Source organism: Stenotrophomonas beteli (genome assembly GCF_001431665.1).
Taxonomy (GTDB): domain Bacteria; phylum Pseudomonadota; class Gammaproteobacteria; order Xanthomonadales; family Xanthomonadaceae; genus Stenotrophomonas; species Stenotrophomonas beteli.
The window spans coordinates 55822-81476 of the sequence record NZ_LLXV01000021.1; the positions used below are offsets into that span (position 1 = coordinate 55822).

Annotated in this window: 23 protein-coding genes; 11 read left to right on the forward strand and 12 right to left on the reverse strand. The window is 60.4% G+C overall.

Annotated elements, in window-relative coordinates; all coding sequences use genetic code 11:
* Positions 1-10 precede the first annotated feature (10 nt).
* The 7 genes from ARC23_RS04540 to ARC23_RS21015 form a co-directional block, all read right to left on the reverse strand.
* A complete protein-coding gene (locus ARC23_RS04540) occupies positions 11-238 on the reverse strand; it encodes a hypothetical protein (RefSeq protein ID WP_057496146.1) in 228 nt (75 codons plus the stop codon).
* A 120-nt stretch (positions 239-358) separates the two neighbouring features.
* Positions 359-1060: a DUF4145 domain-containing protein gene (locus ARC23_RS04545; protein ID WP_080393019.1), complete on the reverse strand. Its 702-nt coding sequence runs from the start codon at positions 1058-1060 to the stop codon at positions 359-361.
* A gap of 35 nt (positions 1061-1095) precedes the next feature.
* Positions 1096-1950 carry a hypothetical protein gene (locus ARC23_RS04550; protein ID WP_057496147.1) on the reverse strand — a complete coding sequence of 285 codons (855 nt, stop codon included), beginning with the start codon at positions 1948-1950 and terminating at the stop codon, positions 1096-1098.
* 789 nt (positions 1951-2739) lie between these two features.
* Positions 2740-3504: a GntR family transcriptional regulator gene (locus ARC23_RS04555; protein ID WP_019338253.1), complete on the reverse strand. Its 765-nt coding sequence runs from the start codon at positions 3502-3504 to the stop codon at positions 2740-2742.
* Positions 3505-3565: 61 nt separating this feature from the next.
* Positions 3566-5158 (reverse strand): EAL domain-containing protein, encoded by a 1593-nt coding sequence (locus ARC23_RS04560; protein WP_019338252.1) that lies wholly within the window; start codon positions 5156-5158, stop codon positions 3566-3568.
* 52 nt (positions 5159-5210) lie between these two features.
* A complete protein-coding gene (locus tag ARC23_RS21285; protein ID WP_019338251.1) occupies positions 5211-7340 on the reverse strand; it encodes a methyl-accepting chemotaxis protein in 2130 nt (709 codons plus the stop codon).
* A gap of 428 nt (positions 7341-7768) precedes the next feature.
* Complete coding sequence (locus ARC23_RS21015; protein ID WP_019338250.1) at positions 7769-7987, reverse strand: hypothetical protein; 219 nt, start codon at positions 7985-7987, stop codon at positions 7769-7771.
* Between the two features lie 678 nt (positions 7988-8665).
* Between ARC23_RS21015 and ARC23_RS20320 the strand changes: the two genes are divergently transcribed.
* The gene (locus ARC23_RS20320; protein WP_238985198.1) at positions 8666-9052 is read left to right on the forward strand and encodes an HNH endonuclease; all 387 of its coding nucleotides are present in this window, start codon (positions 8666-8668) and stop codon (positions 9050-9052) included.
* 117 nt (positions 9053-9169) lie between these two features.
* Here the strand turns inward: ARC23_RS20320 and ARC23_RS04575 are convergent, their stop codons facing one another.
* Positions 9170-9856: a hypothetical protein gene (locus ARC23_RS04575; RefSeq protein ID WP_152985203.1), complete on the reverse strand. Its 687-nt coding sequence runs from the start codon at positions 9854-9856 to the stop codon at positions 9170-9172.
* A gap of 796 nt (positions 9857-10652) precedes the next feature.
* Positions 10653-11753 (reverse strand): pectate lyase family protein, encoded by a 1101-nt coding sequence (locus ARC23_RS04585; protein ID WP_050815688.1) that lies wholly within the window; start codon positions 11751-11753, stop codon positions 10653-10655.
* Between the two features lie 734 nt (positions 11754-12487).
* Here ARC23_RS04585 and ARC23_RS04590 point away from each other — a divergent pair.
* From ARC23_RS04590 to ARC23_RS04630, 9 genes are all read left to right on the forward strand, one after another.
* Complete coding sequence (locus tag ARC23_RS04590) at positions 12488-12793, forward strand: hypothetical protein (RefSeq protein WP_019338245.1); 306 nt, start codon at positions 12488-12490, stop codon at positions 12791-12793.
* Positions 12780-14276, forward strand: coding sequence for a His-Xaa-Ser system radical SAM maturase HxsB (gene hxsB, locus ARC23_RS04595; RefSeq protein ID WP_057496149.1), 1497 nt, complete (start codon positions 12780-12782; stop codon positions 14274-14276). Before ARC23_RS04590 ends, hxsB begins: the two co-directional genes overlap by 14 nt.
* Positions 14263-15432: a His-Xaa-Ser system radical SAM maturase HxsC gene (gene hxsC / locus ARC23_RS04600; protein WP_057496150.1), complete on the forward strand. Its 1170-nt coding sequence runs from the start codon at positions 14263-14265 to the stop codon at positions 15430-15432. The genes hxsB and hxsC overlap by 14 nt, the downstream gene beginning before the upstream one ends.
* A 2-nt stretch (positions 15433-15434) precedes the next feature.
* Complete coding sequence (hxsA, locus tag ARC23_RS20325) at positions 15435-16097, forward strand: His-Xaa-Ser repeat protein HxsA (protein WP_080393021.1); 663 nt, start codon at positions 15435-15437, stop codon at positions 16095-16097.
* A gap of 314 nt (positions 16098-16411) precedes the next feature.
* Positions 16412-17812 (forward strand): site-specific integrase, encoded by a 1401-nt coding sequence (locus tag ARC23_RS04610; protein ID WP_057496151.1) that lies wholly within the window; start codon positions 16412-16414, stop codon positions 17810-17812.
* Between the two features lie 122 nt (positions 17813-17934).
* A complete protein-coding gene (locus tag ARC23_RS04615) occupies positions 17935-18303 on the forward strand; it encodes an H-NS histone family protein (protein ID WP_057496152.1) in 369 nt (122 codons plus the stop codon).
* Positions 18304-18461: 158 nt separating this feature from the next.
* On the forward strand, positions 18462-19235 hold the full coding sequence (locus tag ARC23_RS04620; protein ID WP_057496153.1) for a hypothetical protein: 774 nt from the start codon (positions 18462-18464) through the stop codon (positions 19233-19235).
* Positions 19236-19503: 268 nt separating this feature from the next.
* A complete protein-coding gene (locus tag ARC23_RS04625) occupies positions 19504-20277 on the forward strand; it encodes a hypothetical protein (protein WP_057496154.1) in 774 nt (257 codons plus the stop codon).
* Positions 20278-20624: 347 nt separating this feature from the next.
* A complete protein-coding gene (locus ARC23_RS04630; protein ID WP_057496155.1) occupies positions 20625-21317 on the forward strand; it encodes a substrate binding domain-containing protein in 693 nt (230 codons plus the stop codon).
* Positions 21318-21476: 159 nt separating this feature from the next.
* On the opposite strand, the gene ARC23_RS21175 is transcribed toward ARC23_RS04630, so the two are convergent.
* Positions 21477-21866 (reverse strand): hypothetical protein, encoded by a 390-nt coding sequence (locus tag ARC23_RS21175; RefSeq protein WP_238985192.1) that lies wholly within the window; start codon positions 21864-21866, stop codon positions 21477-21479.
* A gap of 403 nt (positions 21867-22269) precedes the next feature.
* Positions 22270-23049 (reverse strand): CHAD domain-containing protein, encoded by a 780-nt coding sequence (locus tag ARC23_RS04645; RefSeq protein WP_019338240.1) that lies wholly within the window; start codon positions 23047-23049, stop codon positions 22270-22272.
* Positions 23050-23416: 367 nt separating this feature from the next.
* Between ARC23_RS04645 and ARC23_RS04650 the strand changes: the two genes are divergently transcribed.
* Entirely contained in the window at positions 23417-23941 is a 525-nt protein-coding gene (locus ARC23_RS04650) for a DUF1993 domain-containing protein (RefSeq protein WP_019338239.1), read from the forward strand.
* A 214-nt stretch (positions 23942-24155) separates the two neighbouring features.
* Here ARC23_RS04650 and ARC23_RS04655 read toward each other — a convergent pair whose 3' ends face one another.
* Positions 24156-25598, reverse strand: coding sequence for a dihydrolipoyl dehydrogenase (locus ARC23_RS04655; RefSeq protein ID WP_057496156.1), 1443 nt, complete (start codon positions 25596-25598; stop codon positions 24156-24158).
* Positions 25599-25655 lie beyond the last annotated feature (57 nt).

Genomic DNA, 25655 nt, shown 5'->3' on the forward strand with positions numbered 1-25655 from the left:
GCCACTGGTCTCAGTTCGTCTTGGAGAACGCCGCTCTGCTGACGATTTGACGCACGCCGCAGGCGGAGCACTTCAGTTCCAGCGCTCCACAGATGCCGAGCGTTGCACTCTTGGTGGCATCCAGGAACGTGAAGCATTTCAAGCACTGCATCTTCTCGGCCTGGATGGGAGGCGTGGCCGCATCCGGATGGTCACAGATGGCCAAGTTCTGAACTTTGAATACGCCGAACTGCTGCACAACTACCTCGTATAACGGCTCAAGAGGGTGACAAACCGCAGAGGGAGCCAAAGCGCCCTCCCCGCGCGGCTCCTCAACGAACCTAAGTGACTGGCACCTCGGCCAGCCCAACACACGCCGCTACACAGGCTCTTGTGGCTGAGGCTCGGACTCGTCCTCGTCCTCTTCGCTGCCGTAGGTCCGCTTGGCCAGCTTGGGCAGGACGTAGACGCCGAGCAGCAAGTGATCGATGACCTCAAGGGCCAATGTCAACTCCTCAACGCTGTGCGGTGCGACTTCATGTGCAGCGTTGTTGCCCAGGACGCGCAGGTTGTGAAGGATGGCGGCGCCAGCATCGGTCAATCCCCGACGATCCTTGAGATCGTTGATCTTGTGATAGAGGTCTCTGCCAACCGCACCTTGGTCTTTGCAGACCGTCTCCACGATTGCGCGGATACCAATGCCGCTGAGCACCGGGTTGGACGCATTGAGACAGGCCAGAGTCTCCGTGTAGATGCGCTCGACCTTGGTTGGCAACAGATGGGAGGACTCCAGCGCTGCCCTGCCCAAGTTGGGAGTGGGAAAGATCTCAACGTCTGGCACGTATTCCCACTCACCTTGGCGCACCTCCGCCACGTTTTCATTCGTGCCAGTGGCCATGCGGAAGGCAACAGTGCCGCAGCCCAGGCAGCGGACGGTCTGATACTCGTGCGTCCAGTTCAGTGCAATGTCGTCGGGGACTTCGCCCTGCTCGGTGTGTTCATGGATCACCTCATGATTGGTGACATGCCTGCAACGTCGGCAGGGGCAGCTTTCCAGCTTGGTGGTTTCTTTTAGGGTCATTTCGAGAATTAGATTGTGCTAGGCGAGGCGCTGCCTTACTCGGTCTCGAGCGACGGCTGCATCTGCTCACGCCAAAACTGGGGGTCGGCGACCAAGCACCTCGCATGGGTTGCGTAGGCGTGGTCGAGGGTCTGATTGAATCGGTTCCACCACCCTGCGGTGTAAGAACTCCACATAGAAAGGCGATCGATCGCATGATCGACTTCGTCGGCGCTGATCGCGTCCAGTTCCCCGAGAGCTTCCACGTATGCCCCCGTTTTCCCCTCGACAATCTGATAGTTGTTCAGCTGCCTATCAACGACCACATCGTTCCGGAACCGGCGTAGCACCATCGAGTGCGCTCGAGCTCTTCCCTCGGCGAGGTTGTCCCGAAGAATCCTCGCGATTGCTTCGCAGCGTTTCGATCGGACGTCGTATGCCTCGCGGTCCTGGCGCGCGTCGCTCAGCCTCTGGAGCTCGGACAGCCATGGGAAGGCCAGTAGGAACTGGAACCGCTGAATGCCCGTCTGATTAGGAATCGGGCCCGGGTCATACTCGCAGCAGCTCTCCAACGTCGAGACGGCGGAAAGGACGATGGTCGCCCAGCGATCAACGCGATCACACAAGGGCATGCCCTCGGCCGCCTTGTCATCGAAATCCCGCCTCAGCGCGTCAAGCTTCTTGTCGAGCTCGACGTAATCAATGGAGGACAGCCCATAGCCGAGCATGGCGGCCAGATCCTGTGCCCTGCGTACCTCGTCGGATTCGGGCGCCTCCTTCAGTTCCCGCTCGACGGCCCAAGCCGCCGTCAACACGCGGTCAATGGATCCCCCGTCGGCCAGGACGTCCCGCAGGAAGGAGTAGTCGTCGTGCGGAGTCTGAGTTCTGAGGGGATTGGAATCTTTGAGCATGAGCGACCAGCCTTGAGGAGACGTGTCGCGGTTGCCTGGGCGAGGCCAAGCGCGACACGCTACCGGGCCTCTCCACAGCCTGGCTGGCCAGGCTGAGCACTTGTTTTGGCCCCGGCGCTCAGAAGCGACGCGATGGCCGGAGGCTACCCAAGACGGACATCCTCGTGAATTGGCGCGGAGAGAAGGATTCGAACCTTCCAGCCTCCCCTTGGATACGACATCACAGTGAAGCGCATTCGTCCTTCAACTTGGGTTGCAGCTCTTCCCCAACTGGGCTCCGCGAGAGGCACGCCACCAACCAACCAGACCACAGGACACTTCTGAACCACCCACGGACGGACAAACCGAAGCGCCATCCGTGCGCCTCGCTCCTTTCCTTGGCTTGCTGACCGTCGAACACTGCATCCGGACCCTTGCAAGCATCCGTGCGCCCTTCGTCTTCTGCGTGTGGAACAACGTAATCAATGTGTGTGTTTGAAGTCATATTCAGCTCCTTAGTGATGACATACGCATCGACCACCAGGGAAGCCTGCAACCCAAACCAGGACTCGAACTGCGCCTCCCTGTGCGCCGATGTTGGCACCAAGAAGGGGGGATCAGTGATCCCACGAGCCTAGTATAGATTGCCCACCACGAACTTGATCGCTGCAGGTTGGAGAATCAGACCAAGCCCGTGGGATTCCCCAGACATGTATTGCCGCTGCCCGTTGCACCCGACAAGACAGGCACCGCGCTCATATCAAGATGGCCTTGAGGACCACGGCTTTTCCCCCAGGGCTGCGGCGGTGATCACCCCGAGGGTGGGAGCGCATAGCGCACGCTTTGCCGATAACGGGAACTGGGGTAATGACCAACGGTGACCTCCACCGGCTTGCCCGTCGCCGAGTAGTAGAAGCGAACCACTTGGAGCGCCGGATCGCCTGGCGCTGCCTGTAGCAGCCGCGCGGTGTCCTGGTCGAGGACCGTCGCCGTCACATCTTGGCGGACCTCTGTCACAGCAATCCCGAACATACGCTCCAGGTTCTGATAGATCGGCCCACGAGCGACGTCGGGCGTGATCTGGGCTGCCGCATACTGGGGCGGCAGATAGATCCGCAAGACGCTCATTGGCAAAGGGGCCTGAGGGCGCCGCCGCAAGAAGCATGCCTCCGAGAGCTGGATGCCCCTTCGGCATTCCAGAACCTCGGAAAGGCGCTCGTTGACGGTGATAGGGCCCAGGGAGACCTGGTGCAGTTCGGTCTTTCCAAGAAAGTCGCGAAGGTCTTCCGCGGACGTGATCGGAGCGAAGGCCTCCGCTCCCTGGGGTGCGGGCAGCACGATGGACCCCACGCCAGGCCTGGACGCGATCAGCCCCTGCGATCTCAGCAGTGCAAGGGCCTGGCGGACGGTCTGACGACTGACTCCATGGATTGAGGTGAGGCTCTTTTCTGACGGCAGCGTGCTGCCGACGGCGAAGGCCCCGCTCTCAATGTCACTTGCGAGCGACTGTGCAAGCAGGTGGTAGAGCGGCTTGGAATGGCCATTAGAGGACAATGCTTTATCAGGGATGGTCACTTCGTATCTCTTTCCGTTCCTTTGCGCGCAAGCCTCTGAGACCAGCACGCCTCTGATTTCATCAGGCGGGCGCTGGACTGCCATTGCTGGTGAGCCCAAGCATGTCGTCGGGTAGCGAGTCGGCCTTGCATGGCTTTCCTAGCAACCAGCCTTGGCCAACCGCCTCGGGAACGAGCCGGTGCATCGCCAAGGCCTGCATCTCGGTCTCAACCCCTTCGGCAACAAGAGGCAGACTCAACGCCTTGGCCATCGCACAAATGGCTTCGACGGCGTAGCTTGCCGGTGAAAGGGTGCCCATAGCCCTGGTAAAACGACGGTCCATCTTCAGTCCTGCCAAGGGCAAGTCTGCCAGGTAGGCAAAGTTGGAATACCCCGTCCCAAAGTCATCCAGATACACGCGAAAACCTGCTTGGTCCAGTTGCCCCAGCGCATCGGCAAGATCCTGCTGTGATGCCGTTGACCGCTCCGTAAACTCCAACACTACGTCGGCTGGCGAAACACCGAAAGCTTCGGTTTGCTCGCTCAGGAAATGTCTCAGCTCGCTGTCCAAAATGTCCTGAGCGGACAGATTGATGCTGGCGTAGAAGCCGTCCCCGCGTCGTAGACGAGGCCCCATCTCTTCCAGGCTCTTGACGATCACCAGCTTCGCCAGCGCCGTTCCGAGCCCCTGTTCCTCCGCCATGGGCACGAAGGTATCCGGCGGCACGTCAACGCCGGCCAGGGTACGCCATCGCGCCAAAGCCTCCACGCCCACCATTCGCCGATCTGACAAGCGCCGCAGTGGCTGATAGACCAAATCGATATCGCCGTGCCTGATCGCCCTTGCAAGCATGCGATGAAGCGCTCGTCTTCGTCCCTGAGAGACCTTCAGCAACGCGCCCAAGCCCCCTCCCCCCACCAAAGCGAGGGCGAGTATGGAAGCGATGGTCCATGAAGGCTGATCCCACAGGCTGCCAGCCTGTGCCTGAGACACAACGCAGATATCGAACTCGTTGCTACACGCCCGAGTTGATATGTGACCGGCCAAGGGCGCGGCCAAGCCGTCCTTGCCCAATGTCAGGTCAAACGCATCTCCAAAGGTTTGGAAGTGATGCTTCCCGTCACGACTGATCACCAGCGCGCCTATGCTGCCAAGCGGCATGGAGACCCGGTCAAACGCGGTGGGCGCCGTCGTGACGATGGCACTACCGTAAGACGCTAGGTCGACCTTGATTCGGTCGTCCCCGGGAGCAGGCACGCTCCGCCAGAGCGAATAGCCGCGCACGACGCGGTGAGGTGGACCGAGCTTAACGGGCGTCGGCAGGCGGCCCCACATTGCGGTGCAAAGCAGCCGGCCGCTGATAACCCGCCCAACGTCTTTGATGTAGCGGGAGTGAAAAGCGATCAGCCGCAACTCGGCCAAGTCTCTGGGGCCACAGGGCTCTGCGCCGATCCGCAGCACCCTGTTGAGACCATCGACGCTTGCACGAGCCACATCCTCCGCATGCGCCAGCAGCCCGGTCGTGTAGTCCGCCAGGTCGACTTTGGCGCGTTGGGTTACTGCCAGCTGGGCCGCCCCAAGGGTGACGAGGACGACCGCAGTGCCCAGAAGGTATGGGGCTGATAGATGAAGAGCCCGACGTGTAAATCGCCACCTGGCGGAAGGCTTGCGCATTGGTTCCTCATGGATAGGACCCGCTGGCCACCCGGTGCCCAGCGGGATGAACTCAGCTGGCGTGAACCAAGCGGGGGCGGAATTCTGCGTTGACCTTAAAGAAGGCAACGGCTTGGGCCAGCCCAACGGCCTGCTCTTCTACCGCTCCAGCCGCGGCGGAAGCCTCTTCAACCAGAGCAGCGTTCTGCTGGGTCACCTCATCCATCTGCATCACGGCCTGATTGACCTGTTCGATGCCCGCGGTTTGCTCTTGAGAGGCCGCCGATATCTCCGTGATCATGTCGCGGACACGCTGGACGCTCCCCACCACTTGGTGGATCGTCGACCCCGTCTCACGGACTTCATTGGAGCTGTCCACCACGTCCTGAACCGAACGATCAATCAACTGCTTGATTTCCTTGGCTGCCTCTGCACTGCGCTGTGCCAGCGTTCGCACTTCGCTTGCTACCACCGCAAAGCCTCGGCCTTGGTCGCCGGCCCTGGCCGCCTCCACTGCGGCATTGAGTGCCAAAATGTTTGTCTGGAAAGCGATGCCATCGATGACGGTGGTGATATCGGCGATGCGCTGGGACGAGGCCTCAACCTTCACCATCTTCTCCATCACGCGATCAACGGCTCGCCCGCCCTGAAGGGCCAAGTCGCCGGCGTCAGACGCAAGCCTCGAGGCTTGAATGGCATGATCGGCATTCTGGCGCACGGTCGACGTCAGCTCTTCCATCGATGCGGCCGTCTCTTCCAGATTGGCGGCCTGCTGCTCGGTGCGACGGGAGAGGTCCGCACTACCCTTGCTCACTTCTGAGGCGGACACGCGGATGACGCCAGCCCCGTCTTGAATGCCCCGAACGATCCGGCCCAGCTGCTCAGAGGAGGAGTTCGCTGCATCGCGCATCGTCGCGAACACGCCGCCAAACTCGCCAGAAACGCGGTAAGTCAGATCGCCTTGAGCGACGGCCTCCAACAGTCGTGCGATGTCCGACAGGCTCTTATCACTGACATCGAACATCTGGTTGAGGTTGTCGATCATCTCGCGGAAGCTGTGACTGAAGCCATCTGCGGCGCCGCGCTGAGAGAAGTCTCCCGCCGCAGCGGCTTGGACCAGCCGGCGAATCTCCTCGTTGATGGCCAGCATGTTAGTCCGCGTAGTCTCCATGGCCTCGGTAATGGCGGCCTGATCGCCTGGCAGCAGCGGCATGCGAGCGCTCATGTCCCCGACGGCATAGTGCTGGGCAATGCCTACGATCTGCGAAGTTACTGCGTTGGAGCGCTCCACCATGCCGTTCGTGTCGCCGACCAGTTCACCAAAGGCACCTGGATGGCGAGACTCATCGATGCGGTGCGACGTCCGGCCTTCGGCCTGGGCGGACGCCATTGCCTTTTGATCCGCAATCAGGCCCTTGATGCGCTCCTGCATCGATCGCATGCTTTCAAGCAAGGCAGAAGTCTCGTCTCGGCCTTCCACCTTGATAACGTTTTCAACGTTGCCCGACGCAATGGCGGTTGCGGTTTTGGTCGCCTCGCCCAATGGTATGGTCAGGCTTCTCGTGATGGTGATTGCCAATGCGATGCTGAGCAGGACCGCCAAGACCCCAGCGGCGACCAACATCTTCCGGGCGCTTGCTGCAACGGCCTGAGCGTCTTGGTAGCTCGCGTCAGCCAAACGCTCCTGAAGCTCAGCGTTGGCGAAGATGGCCGCCTGCCATTCGTCGAGCAGGGCGTCTCCTTCACTAAGCAGCTTCGTTGCCGTCGACACGTCGCCGTGCGTCGCAGCTTCGACGACCGCATCGTTGACCCGGCGAGCCGCAAGCCGCTTCTCGGTGATCACTGCACGAATCTTTTTTCCCTCTTCGTCGGCAGGCGTCGCATACAGAGCGTCGCGGGCCTTGTCATAGATGGCCCTTTGCTCTCCGATCTCTTTCAGCAGGGATGCTTGGATCTTCTTGTCCTGCAGCATGATCAGCTCGCGCAATGAAATGCTGATCTGCATGTTTGCACTAGCCATCGTCTTGGAGAGACGGATGCGCTCCATGCTCTCTTTCACGATGGTGTCCATGCTGGTCTCGGCGCGAGACAGCGCCCAAAGGCCAGATGCCACGATCGACATCGCCACCGCGATCAACACCACGAAGGCCGCACCCAATCGGGTGCCGACCCTGTACCGCATCAAGAAATTCTTCACATTCATACCTCTCATGGGGGGAGGAGCACGCTCCTGGCCGACAGCGTCGGCGAGCGAGTGATCGGCCCCACGAAGAACAACCTTAATGCGCCCCATTTATGCAGCTAATTCGCAGAAATGGGCTCACTTAGCGGGCAAATGTCCGCTTTTGACCACAAATAGCACCATTTCAGACAACAGACATCCATCTAGGAGACAGGATTTGTCGCCCGATAGCGACCAACTATCGAAATTGGAGAGCACATGTATCTTTCGTTTGTCCACCATCGGTTGAGGTGAGCATGGCACTGACTTGGAACATGCACTGGTGCTGGGCGACGCCCCGGTAGGTCATACGTGTGGGCGCACCATTAAAGTCGGCGATGACAGTTGAACGGTACGCCCTGGCCAGCCTTAAGGCGCTTCCGCTTCCTAGAGCGCTCCGAGGTCTTTGATCACCGACTGACCTCGCTGAAGGAACCCAGCAGCAACCTTCCCCATGCCACCTTTCGCCCGATGCGCTCGTTGAGCCGATTGGCCTGCAGCCGGCCCGCCTCAAACAGGGCCGGGGTGGCCATCGAGGGCGGCCAGGCCTGGAAGGGCTCACCGGGCGACGAGAGCTGCCCCGTGATCGGCTGGACCACCGCAGGCACGGCCACGTCGGTGTTTGGCATAGGCGGTTGCCACCATGCAACCGTTTTGGCACGACCACCCTCCCAGCACCAACAGCGGCCCTCAGTGTGCTGAGTGACCAAGTCAGTGCATTAGCTCGATCATCCGCCCTAGACTTGAACGGTGGCGAAAGCACGGACCAAGAAGGTTATCTGGGCCAACGGGACAAAAATGATCCCCAAAAGAGCTGAAGGTGGTCCATGGCTGGAGCGGGCACTGGGCCCGGACACGAAATTAACCCTGTCCAGTCCGCTCGCGCAGCCCTCCGCAGTTGGGCCGGATCGGTCAGCAACCACTGCATTGCCCAACAGGGCAGCAAGGTTGATTTCAAAGGCAGCAAGCAGCGGCAAGGAACCGCGCATCGTTTGCTTCCGCCCAAATCGCTCATGCCTGGCACTGTTCTTAGACTCGGGCGCATCAGCAGCACAGCCTTCAAATGCCGAGATGCTCAGCTAGTAGTTGTTTCGGCGATCACCCTCGGCTATAAAATAGACGCCGGTCGCAGAAGCGTCGGTGTTGTGCCCGCATGCCAGTAGGCTCCGGGTGCCCGAGGTCCACCCAATGGGGGCGCGGGAATCCTTTCGATTCCGGAGCCATCCATGACGACCAAGCGCCTCAAATCCCTTCGCACGTCTGCCTTCCATGCCCAGTCCGGCCACTGCTATTACTGCGGCCTGCCGATGTGGCTCGCGTCTCCTTCAGAGCTCGGCATAAAGCCCAGCAGGTCCCGGGCATTTCAGTGTACCGCTGAGCACCTCGTGGCTCGGCAAGATGGGGGCCGGGATGTAATCGGGAACGTGGTGGCCGCACATGCCAGGTGCAACCAAGGTCGCCACAAGCGCCAGGGGCAAGCCCCCTCTCCCGAAGCGTTCCGGGCCTTGGTTCAGAAGCGGCTGGGGGTGGGAAGGTGGTGGTCCAGACTGCCGCCAGGGATTGCGCGCGCTTCTGTAAGCCCCCATCAGGCCACACGGGCCTTCGCTCGACACGTCCAAGGCCAAGGTTCATTTGGCACCTCACGACCAGATCAGCCAACCCATCCACGACTGGCCGGGTGCTGCCTTCAATGAATGGCAACGCACACAGACCACCAACGACTTCAGGCTCAACCTGGTTTGTGTCGTTTATCCAAGGGCAGGAGAAAAGGATCCCTCTCCGGTCACGAGGGAACGGACCCAGATCGCGACTCACGCGGACGGCATAGGAACGAAAGCACCGGACTGGTTGCGAGCTAGGCCTTTCGCATGCTCAGGCCAATCGATGAAGTCGTGGCCCGGGACACCAACGCACATGTGGTAAGCGCACGCCCATGCGGGGACCGCCAATACAAGCCAAGGCGCCCATGGATGCCATTGGGCAAGGGCTGCGATGCCCGAGCCGGCGATGTTCCAGTCCAGCGCCACCAATGCCACGCCAACCCAACTCGCTCCCACCAAGGCGTGCCAGCGCCCTACCTCAGCCGCGCGCTCCGCGAGCTGCTTCTCCACTGTCTTTGGGCGAACCGACTCGTCCATATGAGCCAAGGCCTTCTCGGCTTCCCATTGATGGACATAGCGCTGGGGGTCGGGGTTCTCCTGCACAACTGAGACGTCAAGCCAGCTCTGAATCTTGCGCACAATCGGTCCCAGCACGACCATTACCAACGTTGCGATAGCGGCGGCACCCAGGGTCATGATCACGCTGTAAGCAAGCACCAACAGCAGCCACACACCCGGGCGCGAGGTGACATCGTTCCATTTAAAGGTCCACAGGTTGGATCCCGAGACCGCCACCAAGAACACATCCAAGAGCGCCGCAAACGCCAACAACGCAAGGCATACGCGAAAATCGCGAACCTTTTCCAGCAGATTCAAGTTTTCAGCACTGAAGGCCATGACGTCACTTCCGAACGGGGCGGCTACGATGCCCCAGCCATGTCTCAACAGCTGCGACACCTAGTGCGTAGGCAAGCACCATTCCCACTCCGGGATGCCATCGACCGTGCGTCCGGTAGCAGCTGCCCCCACCCGTAGGAACAGCTGTCCATATGCTGACGAGAACTTGCGAACACGAAAAACGATCCGGGTAACCCCGAGTTCGCGCTGAACTGACTCAGCGAAGCCCCTTAGCAGCGGCTCGCCAAATCCCTTCCCCTCCAGATCCTTCGCCACAGCAAAGTGCCCGACCATGACGGTGCTACCTCTCTGCTGCCATTCGTGGACGTAGCCGGCGTGCCGCCCCGCGAAGTATACGTAGAGGTTAGGGGACGCCTCATTGGCGCTTTCAAAGTGCATGAGACCACTCTGGCTCCTGTAGGTTCGTGCGTAGCGCAAGAACCGCGTTCGCAGCTCCGTCCTCATTCTCTCGGTGCCCCACACGCCTCGCTGACGCCACTCCCACATGCTCATTGATCTCCGTGCAAACGATCAGCGATCCAATCCATCCACCCGGATCGTGACCTATCGCGTTAGCGTTCCAAGCCCCATGTCCTGGGATGAGTTTAAGGGCGTCGGACTCAAGGCGGAGCTGATCGAGGGATGGGGGATTGACGCCCATACACCCACATGACCGGGCCGACAGTGAGATTGCGCCGAAGGCTGAATTCGCACCCGGTTTCAGTCCGTTTTTCTGCGTCCTGCACTAGGAAAGGACACGAGGCCGCATCAAGCGGCCCCGGATCCACGAGCGTTGTCAGAGTTTTCCGGCTCCCGCCTTAGCAAGAACATCAGCCTGGACTTGACTCGCATTGAGCGGGATGTAGGAATACGGCGGCTTCCAGCCGATGTTGCGATTCCAGCTGCAGACCAGAGAGGCACCGTTCAGCACTGAACCGTCATCTCGGTAAACGCTGCCGCCGTAATCTGCGGCGATCTTATCGCAGCTGCTAACGCCGCTGATCTGGAAGACATTTGCCTCTGAGAAGATCTTTGAGTCTTTGCCAACCCCGTGTGCGTGGGAGAATGGATACACCGGGTGAGTGGTGCTCCCGGTGTGGTAGTTGTTGTAAAGATGGACTTGGCCGAAACGCACACGCGGGGCTCTGGCGCTGATGTTCTCAAAGAGCGTGTTGTGGATGGTAACTTTCAACTTGCCGCTGTCTTTGCTACCAGCACCGTCGCTGGAGCCAATGAGATTGTTCTTCTCATGTGAGCGGAATACGGAGTAAGAAACAGTGACAAAGTTGGCACCGTTCTTAACATCCATGGCGCCGTCATGGTGTTGCTTTGGCCTACCGTTGGCAGAGCCGTTCTGATCATCCGTGCGGCGACCGTCAGTGAAAGTCACATGATCGATCCACACATTGCTGGCGCCATCAACGGTCAGTCCGTCCAGCTCCGAATTCCAGTTGCCATCTTTGCCATCGTTGCGGTCCCAGATTGGCTGTGGGTCCCATGGATTCTCGATCGTGACGTTGCGAATGATCACATCATTCTGCTTCACAACCAGGTATCCCTCTCGGATCTGCGCTGTGCTCCCCACGCCGATTAGCGTGGTTTTTTCCGGAATCTCAACCCTGCCCCGGACCTTCATGTCAGCTGTCGTGGTGTAGGCTTTGCCCTCACTCATATCGATCACGCCGGTCACCCGGATGATGCGACCACCGTTGCCGACCGAAGCCTTCAACGCGTTCTTGAGGGTGGCAGCAGAGTTGACGTTGAAAACAGCGGTAGCGGCAGCATTCGAGCCACCGCGCGTTCCGCCGTTTTGGGTTGCCCAGCCGGTCGTTGCGATTTCCCTGCTGCGGTCAGCCTGAGCGTACGCTTGAGTTGCGGTGGCCCCAATGGCCGACATGGTCAGAACGAGTGCAATCTTTGCCAAACGATGTGCGTTTTCCATAGATCAGTCCTTTGTTCCTTTGTGTTCACGGAAACTTCCCAGCCTCATAGGTGAGGCAGTTCAGCTTTCACGGGCCGCCACGACCCCACGGCAGATCTAAACGACTTAGCAATCGAACGCAGCGCATTGGTCCTCTACACATGCCGTTGCACAGGTGCGGGGCGGGAACGCAATCGAGCCCCGCTGTCCCTCCAGTCAACTTAGGACAACTGCAAGATCGCACGGCGTTCGATATGCGGCTGAGACGAGTCGGCCCCATTGGTCGCAGCAGAAGCTCTCATTGCTACGCCCGGGTCCGATCTTACGGAGCTGCGGATGCTTCAACGGTGGCAGCTCAAAGGTCAATCGCACATGTTGCCTTCGCTGCGCAGTCGGCGTCGGCAGAGCATAAACAAACGGCAAATACATGTTCTTATGTCTCATCGGTGGATCACTGCCCGTGGCTGGCAAGGTGCATCTCTCCAGTGCCAGACCCGCAGTTCCGGACCGCCGATTGCGCTCACTTAGTGACGCTCCTCTCGTTCACCTGGAAAGTCCTGCGGGATTGCGGGCGGAACGTCTCCCACTTAGCCAGCTGGGACTCGAAGGGGCCGGAAGACCTGGATTCTGGTAGGCGCATGTGCAAGTGGGGAAACTTGCAAGAGCCGCCCTTCAGGAGCAAAGTTTCCCCATCCAAGGGGGGATGAGCAATGGAACGCTCGCAATTCATTATCGATCGCGCACTGTATTCAGACGACGTCGTGGCTCGGGCCGTGCATCGCCATACCGGCGAGCTTGGTGTGGAGGTGCGCAGCCAAGGCGCCAGCCTCACCGTTGGCTTTTGGTCTCTGGACGGCTCCGACCTGCCAGAGAACCTCTGGACCCGGTTTTCCCGAGACTTGCTGGACGAACGCCTGCGGGCGGCTGTCCGAGCAGAGACGAGCGGGCTGCAGCAGGAGCTGCTTCGCGCAGCGCTGAACCAGGCACAGCCGGTGATGCCCCATGTCGAGGTTTAGGCCCGCTGAGGCTTTCGCCGCTCCACCGGACTACCAACTGTTGCCTCTGCGGTTCCGGCGCTTGCCGTGGGATCACGATCGGGCTTTCGTCTCGTCGATGGCCGGCGACTGGCTCATGATGAAGATGGAGGACGTTCAGCGCCTGGTGACCCACCAATTGCCGACCAACTCAGCCCTCTTTGCAGATTTGGAAGCCCGGCACCTGGTCATCGGCGGGACCGACCGAAGCAGCTTGGCGCCCCTGCTTAGTCAAATTCGCAGCCGAAAGTCCTACCTGATGGGTGGCCCCGCTCTCCACATCTTCGTGGTGTCGCTGCGTTGCCACCACACCTGCAACTACTGCCAAGTGTCGCGGCAAGAAACGAACGCCACTTCCTTTGACATGGAAGGTGCGCATGCTGAACAGGCGGTCGAACGGTTGTTCGAATGGCCGAGCCGAGAGCTGACGATCGAGTTCCAAGGGGGGGAGCCCCTGCTCAATTTTGGGCAAGTGAAGGCCATCACTCGGCGGATCGTCGAGCGCAATCGGAGCGCCCGACGCACCCTGCGCTTCGTGCTTGCTTCCACCCTGCATGACCTGACCGACGACCAGCTGGCGTTTCTGGCCGAGCACCGCTTCAAGCTCTCCACCTCGCTGGACGGTCCCGAATGGCTCCACAACGCCAACCGCCCCCGGCCCGGTCGCGACAGCTACCGGCGGACCGTGGAAGGGATTGAACGCGGACGCCGTTGGCTGGGAGAGGATGCCGTCTCGGCGCTGACGACGCTGACCCGCCAAAGCCTCGAGGTTCCTGAGGCCATCATCGATGAGTACCAGAAGCTCGGGTTCCACAGCATCTCTCTACGTCCCTTGAGCCCCTACGGGTTCGCCACCAAGACGGCCCGGCGCACCGGCTACCCCACGGAAGACTTCCTCGCCTTCTACCGGCGCGCCTTCGACCACTTGCTGTCGATGAACCTGGCCGGCTACGCCATGGAAGAGTCCTACGCGTCTCTCCTTCTCTCCCAGCTATTCACTTCGTTCGGGCACGGTTACGTCGATCTCCGATCGCCCTCCGGAGCCGGGTTGGGCGCCGTCATCTACGACCACGACGGGCGGGTCTATCCGTCGGACGAGGCACGCATGCTTGCCGCCATGGGGGACGATGCCTTTGCCTTGGGCCACGTCAGCCAACCGGTCAGCCAATGGCTGTCCTCGCCCGCCATGGCCCGCTTGCTGGACGCCGGGGTCGCCGAGGCCCTACCCACGTGCTCCGACTGCGCGTTTGTGCCGATGTGCGGCGCCGATCCGATCGAGCACTACGCCCGCCAAGGGGATCCGATCGGCCATCGGCCCAGCAGCGACTTCTGCCAGCGGAACATGGGGCTCTTTGATTTCCTGCTGGAGCGCTACGAGAAGGCTGACCGGAACATCCAAGGGTTGATGCGCTCCTGGGCCAATCCGAAGCCATCGGTGGAGGCCGCCGTCCATGCTGCCGCTTGAAACCAGAGCGGAGCTGGCGCCGTCGGCGAAGGCCAGCCTGCTCAAGGTCGTGTCCCTGGCAGAGTTTGCCCAATCAGCGCTTCCCTTGGAGCGTCTGGCGCTGGACCTGCGGGACGTCCCAGCGGACCACTTCAGCCGTGACCTGCTAAACCTGCCTTGGGGCGCTGTCTTGCCTTCAATCGGGTTGCGTTCCCCCGGTGAGGTTCCTCTCGTTCGCCTGGAAGGTCCGCCGGGTGTTTGCAAGCCTGGGGATGTGGTGGAGCTCAACCCCCTGCAGAAGAAAGTGGCGATCCGCTATCGGCGCGGAGACACCGGCAATGTCCTGTTCGCGACCGAGCGCTGCAACAGCTACTGCCTGATGTGCTCTCAGCCGCCCCGAGACGTTCAAGACGATTGGCGGGTGAGGCACCTCTTGGACCTGATCGAGCTCATCGATCCGGAGGAACCTTCGCTGGCGATCAGCGGCGGGGAACCGACCCTGCTGGGTGACGGGTTGGTCGGCGTGGTGACCAAATGCGCGCACGTGCTGCCCAACACCCACCTGCACATCCTGTCCAACGGCCGACTGCGTGAGCCCGGCCTGCACGCGAAATTTGCGGGCCTCCATCCCAACCTGAGCTGGGGCATTCCGCTCTACGGGGACCGCTATGCTCTGCACGACTACGTGGTGCAAAGCGAGGGTGCGTTCGCTCAGACCCTTCGTGGGCTTTACGCATTGGAAGCCGCCCAGCAGCGGGTGGAGATACGGGTCGTGTTGGTCAAGCCCACTGTCGAGCGGCTGGTACAGCTGGCCCGCTACATCTGGCGCAACCTGCCCTTCGTCGAACACGTTGCACTGATGGGCATCGAGCCCATCGGGTTTGCCAAAGCCCATCAGCGTGAGCTTTGGGCCGATCCAGCGGACTACGGTGACGTCCTGTCCGAAGCGGTGGGGCTGCTGGCCGAGGGCGGAATTCCGGTCTCACTCTACAACCTGCCCTTGTGCGCGTTGGACCGATCGCTTTGGCCCTACGCCGTGCAGAGCATTTCGCCTTGGAAGAACGACTACCTGCCCGCCTGTAGCGGCTGCTCGGTTCGGCAGCAGTGTGGCGGCTTCTTCTCTTGGGTCACGCCGGCTTGGACCAGCCGGTCCATCTCTCCCGTCTTGGAAACCTGATCATGCCCAACGCACTGATGATCGTCGGCGCCGCCACCTTGGGCACCTTGGGCACGGAGCCGCCCAAGGGCCAGTCCGACCTTTCCAGGCTCTCAGAGATGGACGGGAAATACGCGACCGTCCTGAGCACCTCGTTGAATGCAGGCCGGCACAACCTGTATGCAGGGCACCGCAGCCACAGCTCCCATCGATCACACAGTTCCCATCGCTCCCATTCGTCCGGGTCGGGAAGCTCGTATCGCTCCTACACCCCACCACCGGCGACCTATACCCCACCGCCCACCCGCTACACCGCGCCAGCGGCACCGGCGGCGCCCGTAGCTCCCCGAACTACCGGGAGTGGCGCCAGCCATTTGAATAGCTACCCGACCCAGAATTTGGAGCCGGCCGCTCGAGCAAACTCCCGGCCTGCAAACAACCTGACCTTGGAGCCCGGCACCTACGACAAGCCGGTCACGGAGGGACGGGACGCCGATGCGCTCAAGCTGCTGATCATGCGTGTCCAGGCAGCGCTCTATTCCAAGGGCTACGATCCAGGTGCCATCGACGGGGTCCTCACTCCTGAGACCCAATCGGCGCTGCGGATGTTCCAATTGGCCCACGGCATCCGGGCCACCGGAACGATGACGACTCCCACCCTGGACGCGCTTGGCGTGCGGATCTAGCCCTCAACACCTTCAATCCCGCGGCTCCGGGAGGCCAAAAAGCGACCGGCCTCCAGAAGAGTGAGACACCCGTGGCATTTAAGGACCGAATCGCAAACGGAATTGACTGCGATAAATCGAAATAAATTTCTAGAAAACCCCTTGTTTTATAGGGTTTCGCACTGATAACGGATTCAGTCGTTTCCGAGAAGCAAGCTCGTCAGAAACGCAACGCCTAGGGCGGTTACCCGGCATGCAAGTTTTTGTATCAGGCCGGTTGACGAAATCGCCGCCTGTTTTATCCGTACTTCCATCCCCCAGATGGAAGTGAACCAATGACCGCTCTACCCTCCTCAGCACTCACCGACTACATCGCATCGCCCTTCGGCACCCTTCATTTGGAAGGCATCCACATCGGTCGCTTCCGCATTGACCGAGCCACCATCCAAGGTCGCGAGGCGGCGATTAATCTCCAGGAATGCATCTTGGCTGCCTTGGACGAGACCGGCCGCAAGAACACCCTGAAGAGCGGCACCCGGTATCCCCAGCAACTGCCCATGGGGACACCGGCGCGTCCCTTGGCCAAAGAGATCGATGATCACCTCGCGGACATGCGCCGCCGGCAGCTGGATCCCAAGACCGTGCTCGCCACCGAGCGCACCCTGAAGCTTCTCCTGCTGACCTGCGGCAACATTTCGGCCTGCCGCGTAGATTACAAACACATCCAAGCGTTGTGGCAGCTGCTGCGCTGGGCTCCGAAAAACCTGTTGTCGGATCCCTTGCTGAAACGCCTCAGCTTCGATGACGCGATCACCTTGGGCAAAGAGCAGGACGTCCCGCCCTTGGCTCCGGCCACCGAAGAGCGCCATCGGCGCTTCTTGGTCGCCTTCTTCAACCACCTGGTCAACGGGCAAGCCATCGCGTCCTCGCCCATGAAGGCCTTCCGCAAACCAAAAGAAGATCACGCCATCGATCCCGACAAGGCCATCCGCCTGTTCGAGGACGGAGACCTGCAGGCCATCTTCGACCCGGCCACCTTCATCCCTTGGGCGAGAAAGCCGCAGCACTGGTGGGCACCGATGATTGGCCTCTACACGGGTGCTCGCGTCAACGAGGTGTGCCAGCTGAAGCTAACCGACATCCTCCAGGAGCGCGGCGTCTGGTGCGTCGCCTTCCAAAAGACCATCGATGAAGACCTAGCCGCGGATCCGAAGCGCCAACGGCGGAGCCGGCAAAGCATGAAGGGAGCCGGGTGCATGCGCATCGTCCCCATCGCAAAGCGCTTGCTGGACGCCGGCTTCCTCGAGTTCGTCGAAGACATGAAGGCCACTGGCCACCCACGGCTGTTCCCCCTCCTCTCCGCTGGAGTGAACCGCAAGACTGGGGAAACCAACGCGCGTTACAGTCAGCAGTTCGTGGTGGATTTCGGCCGCTACTTGAAGCGCCTTGGGTTCGCCAAAGGTATCGGGTTCCATGCCTTCCGCCACACCCTAGCAACCGAATTGGATGTCAACGACGTTCCAAAGAAGGAGATTGCGCTTGTTACCGGCCATAGCACCGATCCACGGGATAGGGTCCAGGTGTTGCGCAAGCACTATCTCCACAAGAAACCGCAGGTAACCCGGAGCAAGCAGATCAGCGCCCTGGAGTTGTATCAGCCTAACGTGGAACTGCCGCGCTACGAGCGCGGGCAGTTTGCGGAACAGTTGCGGGACCCGACCAAGTTCCATCCGTGATACCAGCAGCTGTTGCCCAGGTCCAACCAACTCACGAAGAGGGACCTGGGCTGGTCAAGGGAGCATTCGCATCGAATTCCATTTGGAATTACGCTAAAGCCCTCGACACTTGGACCACACAGATGACGATCGATGTCAGCGGCCTGTCGGCCAAAGAACTCAAAGCCCTGATCGCTCAGGCAGAAAAGCAGCAAACCAAGGTGCTGACCCGGCCCAAGGCTGCCGCCATGCGAGCCAAGATCAACCAATACGTCAAGGACCACGGTTACACGATTGAGGAGCTTTACGGAGCGGTTTCAACGGTTTCTTCCGAGACCCCCAAGAGGCCCTCCGGCCGCAGGCCCAGGAAGTCCGCCGGCAGCAAGGTCGCCCCTAAGTACCGCAATCCGGCCAACCTCAGCGAAACGTGGTCCGGACGTGGCCGCCAACCAAGGTGGCTTGCTGCACTGGTCCAGAAGGGGAAAGAGCCCAGCGAGTTCTTGATCAAGTAGTCCAAAGTGCAGGTCGAAGATCGAAGGCGAATCAACGGCCAGGACCTTTATCGGCACGCACGCGGGCGCATGGGAAGGTCTGAGACCGGTTGCCATGAACGGCGGATACACTCGAGCGAAGGCACCGATCAGTTCCACCCAACATTTCAGGACAGGACATGCGCCCACTCGCAGGCGTGCTCAAGGTGGAGTTCCTCGATAGGGTGTGCCAACGGTGGACCAAGCCTCCGCTGCGGCGACGCTTGGAGGTGCTTCAGACGTTGTCAACACTGTTTGACCAGTTTCATCAGATGGGGTTGGCCGACCCTCATTTCTCCAGACTTCTGGCTCGGGGTTCTCACGCGGAACACCACCAAAGGCTCGCGGAGATGCTCTTGGCAAAGCACCTTTGGGATGATGGCTTCTCGTTGACCAGCGCCCCTGCTGGACCGGACTTCAACGCAGCGAAGAACGGTCATTCGGTGTGGATCGAGCTGGTTACTCCCGAGCCCAAGGGGATCGACCCTCACTGGCTGAACGTGTCCCACCAAGAAGGCGTGTGGACCTATCCCCACGAAGCGATCGCACTGCGCTACACCAGCGCGCTGAAGGAAAAGCACCAGAAACTCGTGGGAGATCCAGCGAAGAGCGCCGGCTATTTGGCCAAAGGCATCGTGTTGCCGGGCGAGAGCTACGTTGTCGCAATTAACCAGCATCTCCTGCAGGGCGCCTTTCGTTCGCTAAGCGGCATCAGCCAAGCACCTGTGGCTGGTGAAGTGGTCTATGCGATTGGACCGCAGCAGTTGCATCTAAGCCGCTCCACCGGACAGGCGCTCCATTCAGACCATGCCCACCGACCTTCGCTGAGCAAAGCCGGCCAAGCCGGCGGAAGGGTGGGCGTGCCTGCGGACAGCTTTCTCAATTCGGCATACGATCCCGTTTCAGCAGTTTGAGCGCTTGACCTTCAGGAGGCAGCCCTGATCTCCAGCACCGCGCCGCACTTTCCCGCTGTTCATTTGTCCGCAATGATCCACAACGAAAGGGCCACCTCGAGAGTGCCGCCCCACTTGCTGCCTGCGCAGGAGGACTGGATCGGAAGGACGACGGCCTCTTCCATAGAGTTGTGTCGACTCTAGCAATCGAGAACCGGCTTGTTGTGCTCGGAAATGAAAAGAATGGCTCGGCGAAACGAATCACTCTCTGCTTGCTGAAGGAACCAGGATGTTCGACATCCCGCGCAACATGAAACTGCTTCATCAAGGCGAAGAGGAACTTCATGAGCGCTCCGTTGCTCTGATCGCATCCCATCGAGATCTTTCAGATCACTTGGCCTTGGTAGAGCGGGCCATGGACGTTCTGGACGTGCTCCGCCAGCACCACCAAGCCAATGATGACGAGCGTACCGTGAGCCACCTCGCGATACGCTGTTTCAATCACTTTGCTGGGTCATGGAAGTTGACGGCCTCGGGCTACTACCAAGCGGCTGCGCTCCTTCTCCGAGACGTTGTTGAAACCACCTACTTGATCAACGCCTTCCACATCGACCCTACCCACATTGCCATGTGGCGTACGGCTGACCGCAAGACGAAGAAGGCACTCTTCGCTCCCGCAGCGGTTAGGAAGCGCTTGGACGCGGACATGGGAGTCGCACGCAGTCGACGGGAACAGATCTATGCCACGTTTTCCAGCCTAGCTGGACACCCCTCGGTCGAAGGGTTTGCGATGCTTCGGCCAATGGGGATGGACGCGCACAACGGCCCATTTCTCGACCCGACGGCGCTGCGCGCACTTTTGAAAGAGCTAGGCAAGCTAGCGGCCCAAACCGGACATGCGTTTTGTGCCTTCCTTGACTTGTCTAAACCGGCCGCCGCGCAAGTTGCACACCGATTCATCGCACTTGCCATGGACTATTCAGGACTCTATCTAGGCCACTCTTACACCGACGAGGAACGCTCAGAGGTCGATCGACTGTACTCAGAAATCACTGAGACCTGACCACGCCTGTTCCAATCTGGCGGGACACGACTTCCCGCCCATGCGGACCATCTGGCTCCCCGCGTGCTCGAGTGGTCTGGTCCGTCCTACCTACGGAAGCTTGGCTTCTCCAGCCAAGGGAAGAAGGTCCAGTTTTTAAATAACGCCGAGGTCTTTCACCACGGCTTGACCCTGTTGCAGAAAACCTAGCAACAACCGTCCTCCGGCCACTCGCCTGCCCGCCCTTTCGTTGAGCCACTGCGCCTGGCGCCGGCCCGCCTCAAACAGGGCCGGCGTTGCCATTGAGGGCGGCCAATCCTGCAAGGGCTCACCAGGCGACGAGAGCTGCCCCGTGATCGGCTGCCCGCGTGGCCCTAGCGGTGCTGGAGGAAGTGCAGGAACTGGCGACCGGCGGCAACCAAGAACTAAGCGGCATCATCCGCCTGACGGCCCCCATGCCGTTCGGGCGCAAGTTCGTGGCCCCAGCGATCCACGATTTTTGTCGTCTACATCCCCGAGTCGGCTTCGACCTGCGCCTGTCCGATCAGGTGCAGGACCTGTATAGCGGCGATCTGGACTTGGCGATCCGCAAGGGCGAACTGGCCGACTCACGCCTGGTGGCGAGGCGCGTGGCCGACAATCGGCGGATTCTTGCGGCGTCTCCCGCCTACCTAAAAGTGAATGGACAGCCCGCTCAGCCGGAAGATCTGGAGCGGCACAACTGCTTGGTGTTCGCCTATCCGGGGCTGTTGCAAGACACCTGGCCGCTGCGTAAGGGCCGGCGGGAGAAGTCTGTCACGGTCAGCGGCACGCTCTGTAGCGACAGCGGCGACGTCCTACACGCTTGGTGCCTTGCCGGACTGGGCGTCTCGCTACGCGAAACCTGGGACATCCACGAGGAACTCCGCGACGGTCGCTTGGTGCGCGTTTTGCCGGACTGGGAGGCCATCCCCTCGAAGATCAGCGTCGTGCGGGCGCGGCGAGAGCCTGTGCCCCGCCGACTGACTGCCTTCAGCGACTTCCTACTGAGGCGCTGGCAGCAGGCGCCTTGGGATCAATGACAGCCTAAAGCTCGGACCCAGCCACTCAATCGAACCAGGTTGCCCCCCCCTCAGCTACCGCTGGGAACACACTGGCATTGAGCCGTTCTTCCGCGTGAAGCTTCGACGTGGCGCCACCCCAGATGGCTTCCTGCTACGGAAACGCTATATCCAAGCAAGCTACGGTTTTCTCAAGGCAGTGAGCATCGATTCCAGATTTGCCCCAGCCGGGGCCGCCAGGAGCGCAGTCCTCTCCGCCGAGCTGATCGCCAGATAGGTCATGCGACCGCCCGATGCCGTTGTAAACAGGTAGAAGCCTGCCAACTTCGGCTGATTGGTGACCTCATACACACCCTCGTCCTTAATGACGAAATGAATATTCTTGGGCTTGGCCTTCTCATCGCCTTTTCGAGGGTGCCACACCTTCACCTCACCCAAGACAGCCTGGGCTGCTCCTTTTGGAAGCAAACGAAACACTTGGGATACGGCCTCGGATTTATTGCATTGCAAGAAGATGCCCCGCTCGCCGCCGATGACCTCAAACGTCAGAGTTTTCCTGTAGTCAGCCACTTGACTTCCTTTCCTTTCGCCGTATCAAGAACAACCTCAACTGCGGCGGTTTATTTGTGTATTGGCTAGAAATATTCAATCATGAAGGGCTCTCTAGCCGGCTAGAGAACCTTGAGGAAGGGCAGCTCCAACCCCTATTTTGCCTTTTCCTAAGCACCGAACTCGGCTGGCAATATGGAACCATGGAAAGCGAACACGTCCTGGGCGGCTGCCTCTTGGCGGCCAGCGATCCGCAGAACGGCCATATCCTGTCCTTGGAATCTCCAGACTCGGATGTGAGCGCTCCGCTCCCGCAGTAATTAGTGCATTCCAAAACCGGGTATCGGCCGGGCGCTCCGGTTCTTTAGGGCCCTCTCTAGACGCCAAAGGACTGACTCTTGAGCCTGATGTTGAGTTCACGAACTCAGTTAGGCACCGCACGGGCCAACTCTTCCTCAATGGCCGCGATGAGCAGCTTTCGGTGCTCGATGCCAGTCATTACCCTAACCAAATTGCGGAGCATCCGCAGGTCCTGGCGCCGCCCGAGGCGGTCACTGAGCTGGTGAAGCACTTTGGCCTTCCCAACCGCCTTCTTAGATGAAACATCCACGCCGAGGGCCTGCATGGCTTCTATTTGCATACGCAGCCTGCGCACCGCCCTTCGCCAACGGTGGAGGACTTCGACGTCGTCCGAGCCAGCCGCTTTCTTTCGCACCTTCACCACACGTCGCTCACTGCGCTTATAGCCAGCCCAGATCGCATCGCTCTTCACCTCGGGCCAAGGCTGCGTGCTCAGTAGCTCAGCCACCTTCTGAACTGCCTTCCGACGGCGGGCAAAGCTTGGGTCCTTGTCGAGCTCCGCTGCCAGCACGTGCTCACGTCGGGCATCCAGCCTTCGCAGAATCGTTCCCCATGGCAAGTCTGGATACTTTTTTTCCATCCCTCGCGCCGATTCGATCACAACATGGCTGTCTCGTAAGGCCGAGAGGCCCTTTCCAATCCTGCGGAGGCGTTGGTCCTCTGTAGCCAGATCCAGATCGGAGGCATCGAAAAGCCGCAGCAAAGCCCGCAGCCGCCGGATGCCTTTGCGCGCGCCATGCACGGATTCATGGACGCCGTCGCCCGGGCACAGCGCTGCAGCGATAGCTGAGCACTCGTGTTGCGCCAACTCGAGCGCCTTTGCGCCAACCGCACTGACTGGCATCTCTACGTCTCCGGAGACTGCTTGAGAACAGTAGTTCTAACCCCAGTCCTTTGCAATTTTCTGAATCCCAAGCCTGACATCCGCGGCTTGTTGTCCTAAACGTCATCCCCATGTCTACCCCTTGCGTGGCGCGCAGGCCTTGCAGCCAATGCAGAGCGGCTCGGAACCTGCGTATGGTTCCATACGGTGTTGAGCTCCGTTGCCGTGCCAGACCTATGGGCCACTCAAGCAGGCGTTTCGTCTCTGTTCCACGATGGACAGTTCTCTGCGATCCCTCGGTAGGCAGCTTCCAGTGAATAATGGTCGATAGCAGGCCAACGCCCGCGCCATTCACAACAAAGCCCTGTCTTAAGCACTAGGAAGCACCATGACCATCTATCAAATGACCATCTGCGGTTTTGCGCAGATGCTTCGCGCGCTCAAAGGCCAGCTGGACAAGGCCGACGCACATGCGCTGGCCATCGGCTATGACCCGCGCAACCTGCTCTCAGCGCGCTTGGCGCCGGACATGCACCCGCTGTCCAAGCAGATACAGTTCGCCTGCACCCAGGCACGCGAAGCGGGCTGCCGACTCAGTGGAGAGCCGTTGCCGTCACTTCATGCACCCCACGACATGGATCAGGCGCGTGCGCTGATCGATCAGACACTGGACCACTTGGCCGCAGTCGACGCAGCGGTCATCGATGCCAGCGCCTCGCGTGAAGTGGCAATCGAGCTGGCTGACGGCCTTGCCTTCGACATGAACGGAGGCGAATACGCCGCAAACTGGGCCACGCCGCAGTTCTACTTTCACCTGATCACCGCTTACAGCATCCTGCGCCACAACGGTGTGCCGCTGGGAAAAGCCGATTACGTGCCGCACATGTTCGCCTGGATGCGACAAGGCGGTTGAACCATGCAGCTAGCCCCGACGAAGTCTGCGGGGCGGCAGCCGATCTGGACAACGTGGCAAGTGCATAGTGAACATCGCCTACGGTTTTGAGGACAGGAGGATATCGGCGCCCTGCCCCGAAGCGGCTGGCCCTGAGCTAGCCAGGGAGCAGATCCCAATGCCGGAGAGAGCCATCAGGATTCTGCTGGCCCCCGGGTCGACCGCACCTCTCTACTCAAGAGCCTGGCAAGCAATCCAAACAGGCTTCCGGCGGTGGCGGTGGGATGACCAGCTTGCGCTGTATTTGACGCAAAGCCGTCCGAACACCTTCCTCGACAACCGGGTGATAGAACGGACTGTCGATCATCTGCTGGACGGTATCTCGCCGCTGAACGCTCCACGAAAGCAGGTGGCCAATGTGTTCGGCCGATGGGCCAACCATCTCTGCACCCAAGAAGGTTCCTGTGGCGCTGTCGGCGTAGACACGGATTACCCCGTGGTTCTCCAGCATGACCCGGCTGCGCCCCTGATCAGCAAACGATGCCTCTCCAACCTCAAAGGCCGCGCCACTCTCGCTCAACTGCCGGAAGGTGGCGCCCGCCATCGCGATCTGGGGGTTGGAGAACACGATCCCCAGTGGTGCCCTGCGTGGACGGGGGCGCACGTTTGGATAGCGGCCCGCGTTGTCACCTGCGATGCGGCCGTCGTCTGCGGCCTCATGAAGGATATCGGCCATCCCATTGGCATCCCCGGCAACGAAGATGTGCGGGCAGGTGCTCTGACCGGTAGCGCGGTCGACCATGGGCAGTCCGTAGCTGTCCAAACCAATACCGGCTTTGTCCAAGCCGATTCCGAGCATGTTGGGCTTACGACCTGTCGCAGCAATCAAGAAGTCGAATGTCTCAGTGCTGCGAACACCCTCAGAATCCTCGGAAACCACTAATACGCGGCCATCCTCCGTGCGCGAGGGTGTGACCTTTGCGCCCAGGCTCACAGGAACTTCTTCAGAGAAGATGCGCGTGGCCTCCGCCGCAACCACTGGGTCGCTCAGCGGTCCGATGAGCCGGCTGCGACCGTAAAGGCGAACCGTCACTCCAAGGCGATGCAGGGCCTGTGCCAACTCAAGGCCGATGACCCCGCTGCCAACAACGGCCACTGAGCTGGGCAGATCAGTCCACTCAAAAACGTCATCGTTCACAAGAAGCCGGTCGCCCAGCGTCTCACGCCATCCCTCCGGAACGAAGGGGCTGGACCCTGTCGCTACAACGATGCGATCAGCTTCGACGATGGTGGATGACCCGACTAAAAGCTCATGAGGGGAGAGGAACGTCGCCTTGCCGCGCAGGCGGTGCTCCTCCGGCCACGCTTCTACCGACTCCACAACGAAGCCGACGAAGCGATCACGCTCGCGGCGCACCCGAGCCATTACTTCCCGTCCGTCGACCTTGATTGCTCCAGGCATGACGCCAAAGCTCGGCGCCAACGCCAGCATATGAGCAGCATCTGCGGCACTGATGAGCAGCTTGCTCGGCATGCAGCCAACCCTCGCACAGGTGGTTCCGTAGACGCCACCTTCAATCACCACGATGCTGTCGGTATGCGCTTTGGCCGCGCGGTAGGCTGTCATTCCGGCACTGCCGGCGCCAATGATGGCGACATCAACCTTGATACGAGTCATCTGAGACCTCTTTTCGCCAGTGCATTGCAGTTGCCTGCAGCACGATCAGCGGAGAAT

Bases quoted from the DNA above. Each gene is read 5' to 3' on its own strand.
- ARC23_RS04655 (WP_057496156.1), bottom strand. From the start codon at position 25,598: ATGACTCGTATCAAGGTTGATGTCGCCATCATTGGCGCCGGCAGTGCC.
- ARC23_RS21285 (WP_019338251.1), bottom strand. From the start codon at position 7,340: ATGAATGTGAAGAATTTCTTGATGCGGTACAGGGTCGGCACCCGATTG.
- ARC23_RS04625 (WP_057496154.1), top strand. From the start codon at position 19,504: ATGTTCGACATCCCGCGCAACATGAAACTGCTTCATCAAGGCGAAGAG.
- ARC23_RS04575 (WP_152985203.1), bottom strand. From the start codon at position 9,856: ATGGCCTTCAGTGCTGAAAACTTGAATCTGCTGGAAAAGGTTCGCGAT.
- ARC23_RS04585 (WP_050815688.1), bottom strand. From the start codon at position 11,753: ATGTCGGCCATTGGGGCCACCGCAACTCAAGCGTACGCTCAGGCTGAC.
- ARC23_RS04645 (WP_019338240.1), bottom strand. From the start codon at position 23,049: ATGCCAGTCAGTGCGGTTGGCGCAAAGGCGCTCGAGTTGGCGCAACAC.
- ARC23_RS04550 (WP_057496147.1), bottom strand. From the start codon at position 1,950: ATGCTCAAAGATTCCAATCCCCTCAGAACTCAGACTCCGCACGACGAC.
- ARC23_RS20320 (WP_238985198.1), top strand. From the start codon at position 8,666: ATGTGGCTCGCGTCTCCTTCAGAGCTCGGCATAAAGCCCAGCAGGTCC.
- ARC23_RS04650 (WP_019338239.1), top strand. From the start codon at position 23,417: ATGACCATCTATCAAATGACCATCTGCGGTTTTGCGCAGATGCTTCGC.
- ARC23_RS04545 (WP_080393019.1), bottom strand. From the start codon at position 1,060: ATGACCCTAAAAGAAACCACCAAGCTGGAAAGCTGCCCCTGCCGACGT.
- hxsA (WP_080393021.1), top strand. From the start codon at position 15,435: ATGCCCAACGCACTGATGATCGTCGGCGCCGCCACCTTGGGCACCTTG.
- ARC23_RS04615 (WP_057496152.1), top strand. From the start codon at position 17,935: ATGACGATCGATGTCAGCGGCCTGTCGGCCAAAGAACTCAAAGCCCTG.
- hxsC (WP_057496150.1), top strand. From the start codon at position 14,263: ATGCTGCCGCTTGAAACCAGAGCGGAGCTGGCGCCGTCGGCGAAGGCC.
- ARC23_RS04590 (WP_019338245.1), top strand. From the start codon at position 12,488: ATGGAACGCTCGCAATTCATTATCGATCGCGCACTGTATTCAGACGAC.
- ARC23_RS04560 (WP_019338252.1), bottom strand. From the start codon at position 5,158: ATGCGCAAGCCTTCCGCCAGGTGGCGATTTACACGTCGGGCTCTTCAT.
- hxsB (WP_057496149.1), top strand. From the start codon at position 12,780: ATGTCGAGGTTTAGGCCCGCTGAGGCTTTCGCCGCTCCACCGGACTAC.
- ARC23_RS21015 (WP_019338250.1), bottom strand. From the start codon at position 7,987: ATGCCAAACACCGACGTGGCCGTGCCTGCGGTGGTCCAGCCGATCACG.
- ARC23_RS04620 (WP_057496153.1), top strand. From the start codon at position 18,462: ATGCGCCCACTCGCAGGCGTGCTCAAGGTGGAGTTCCTCGATAGGGTG.
- ARC23_RS04610 (WP_057496151.1), top strand. From the start codon at position 16,412: ATGACCGCTCTACCCTCCTCAGCACTCACCGACTACATCGCATCGCCC.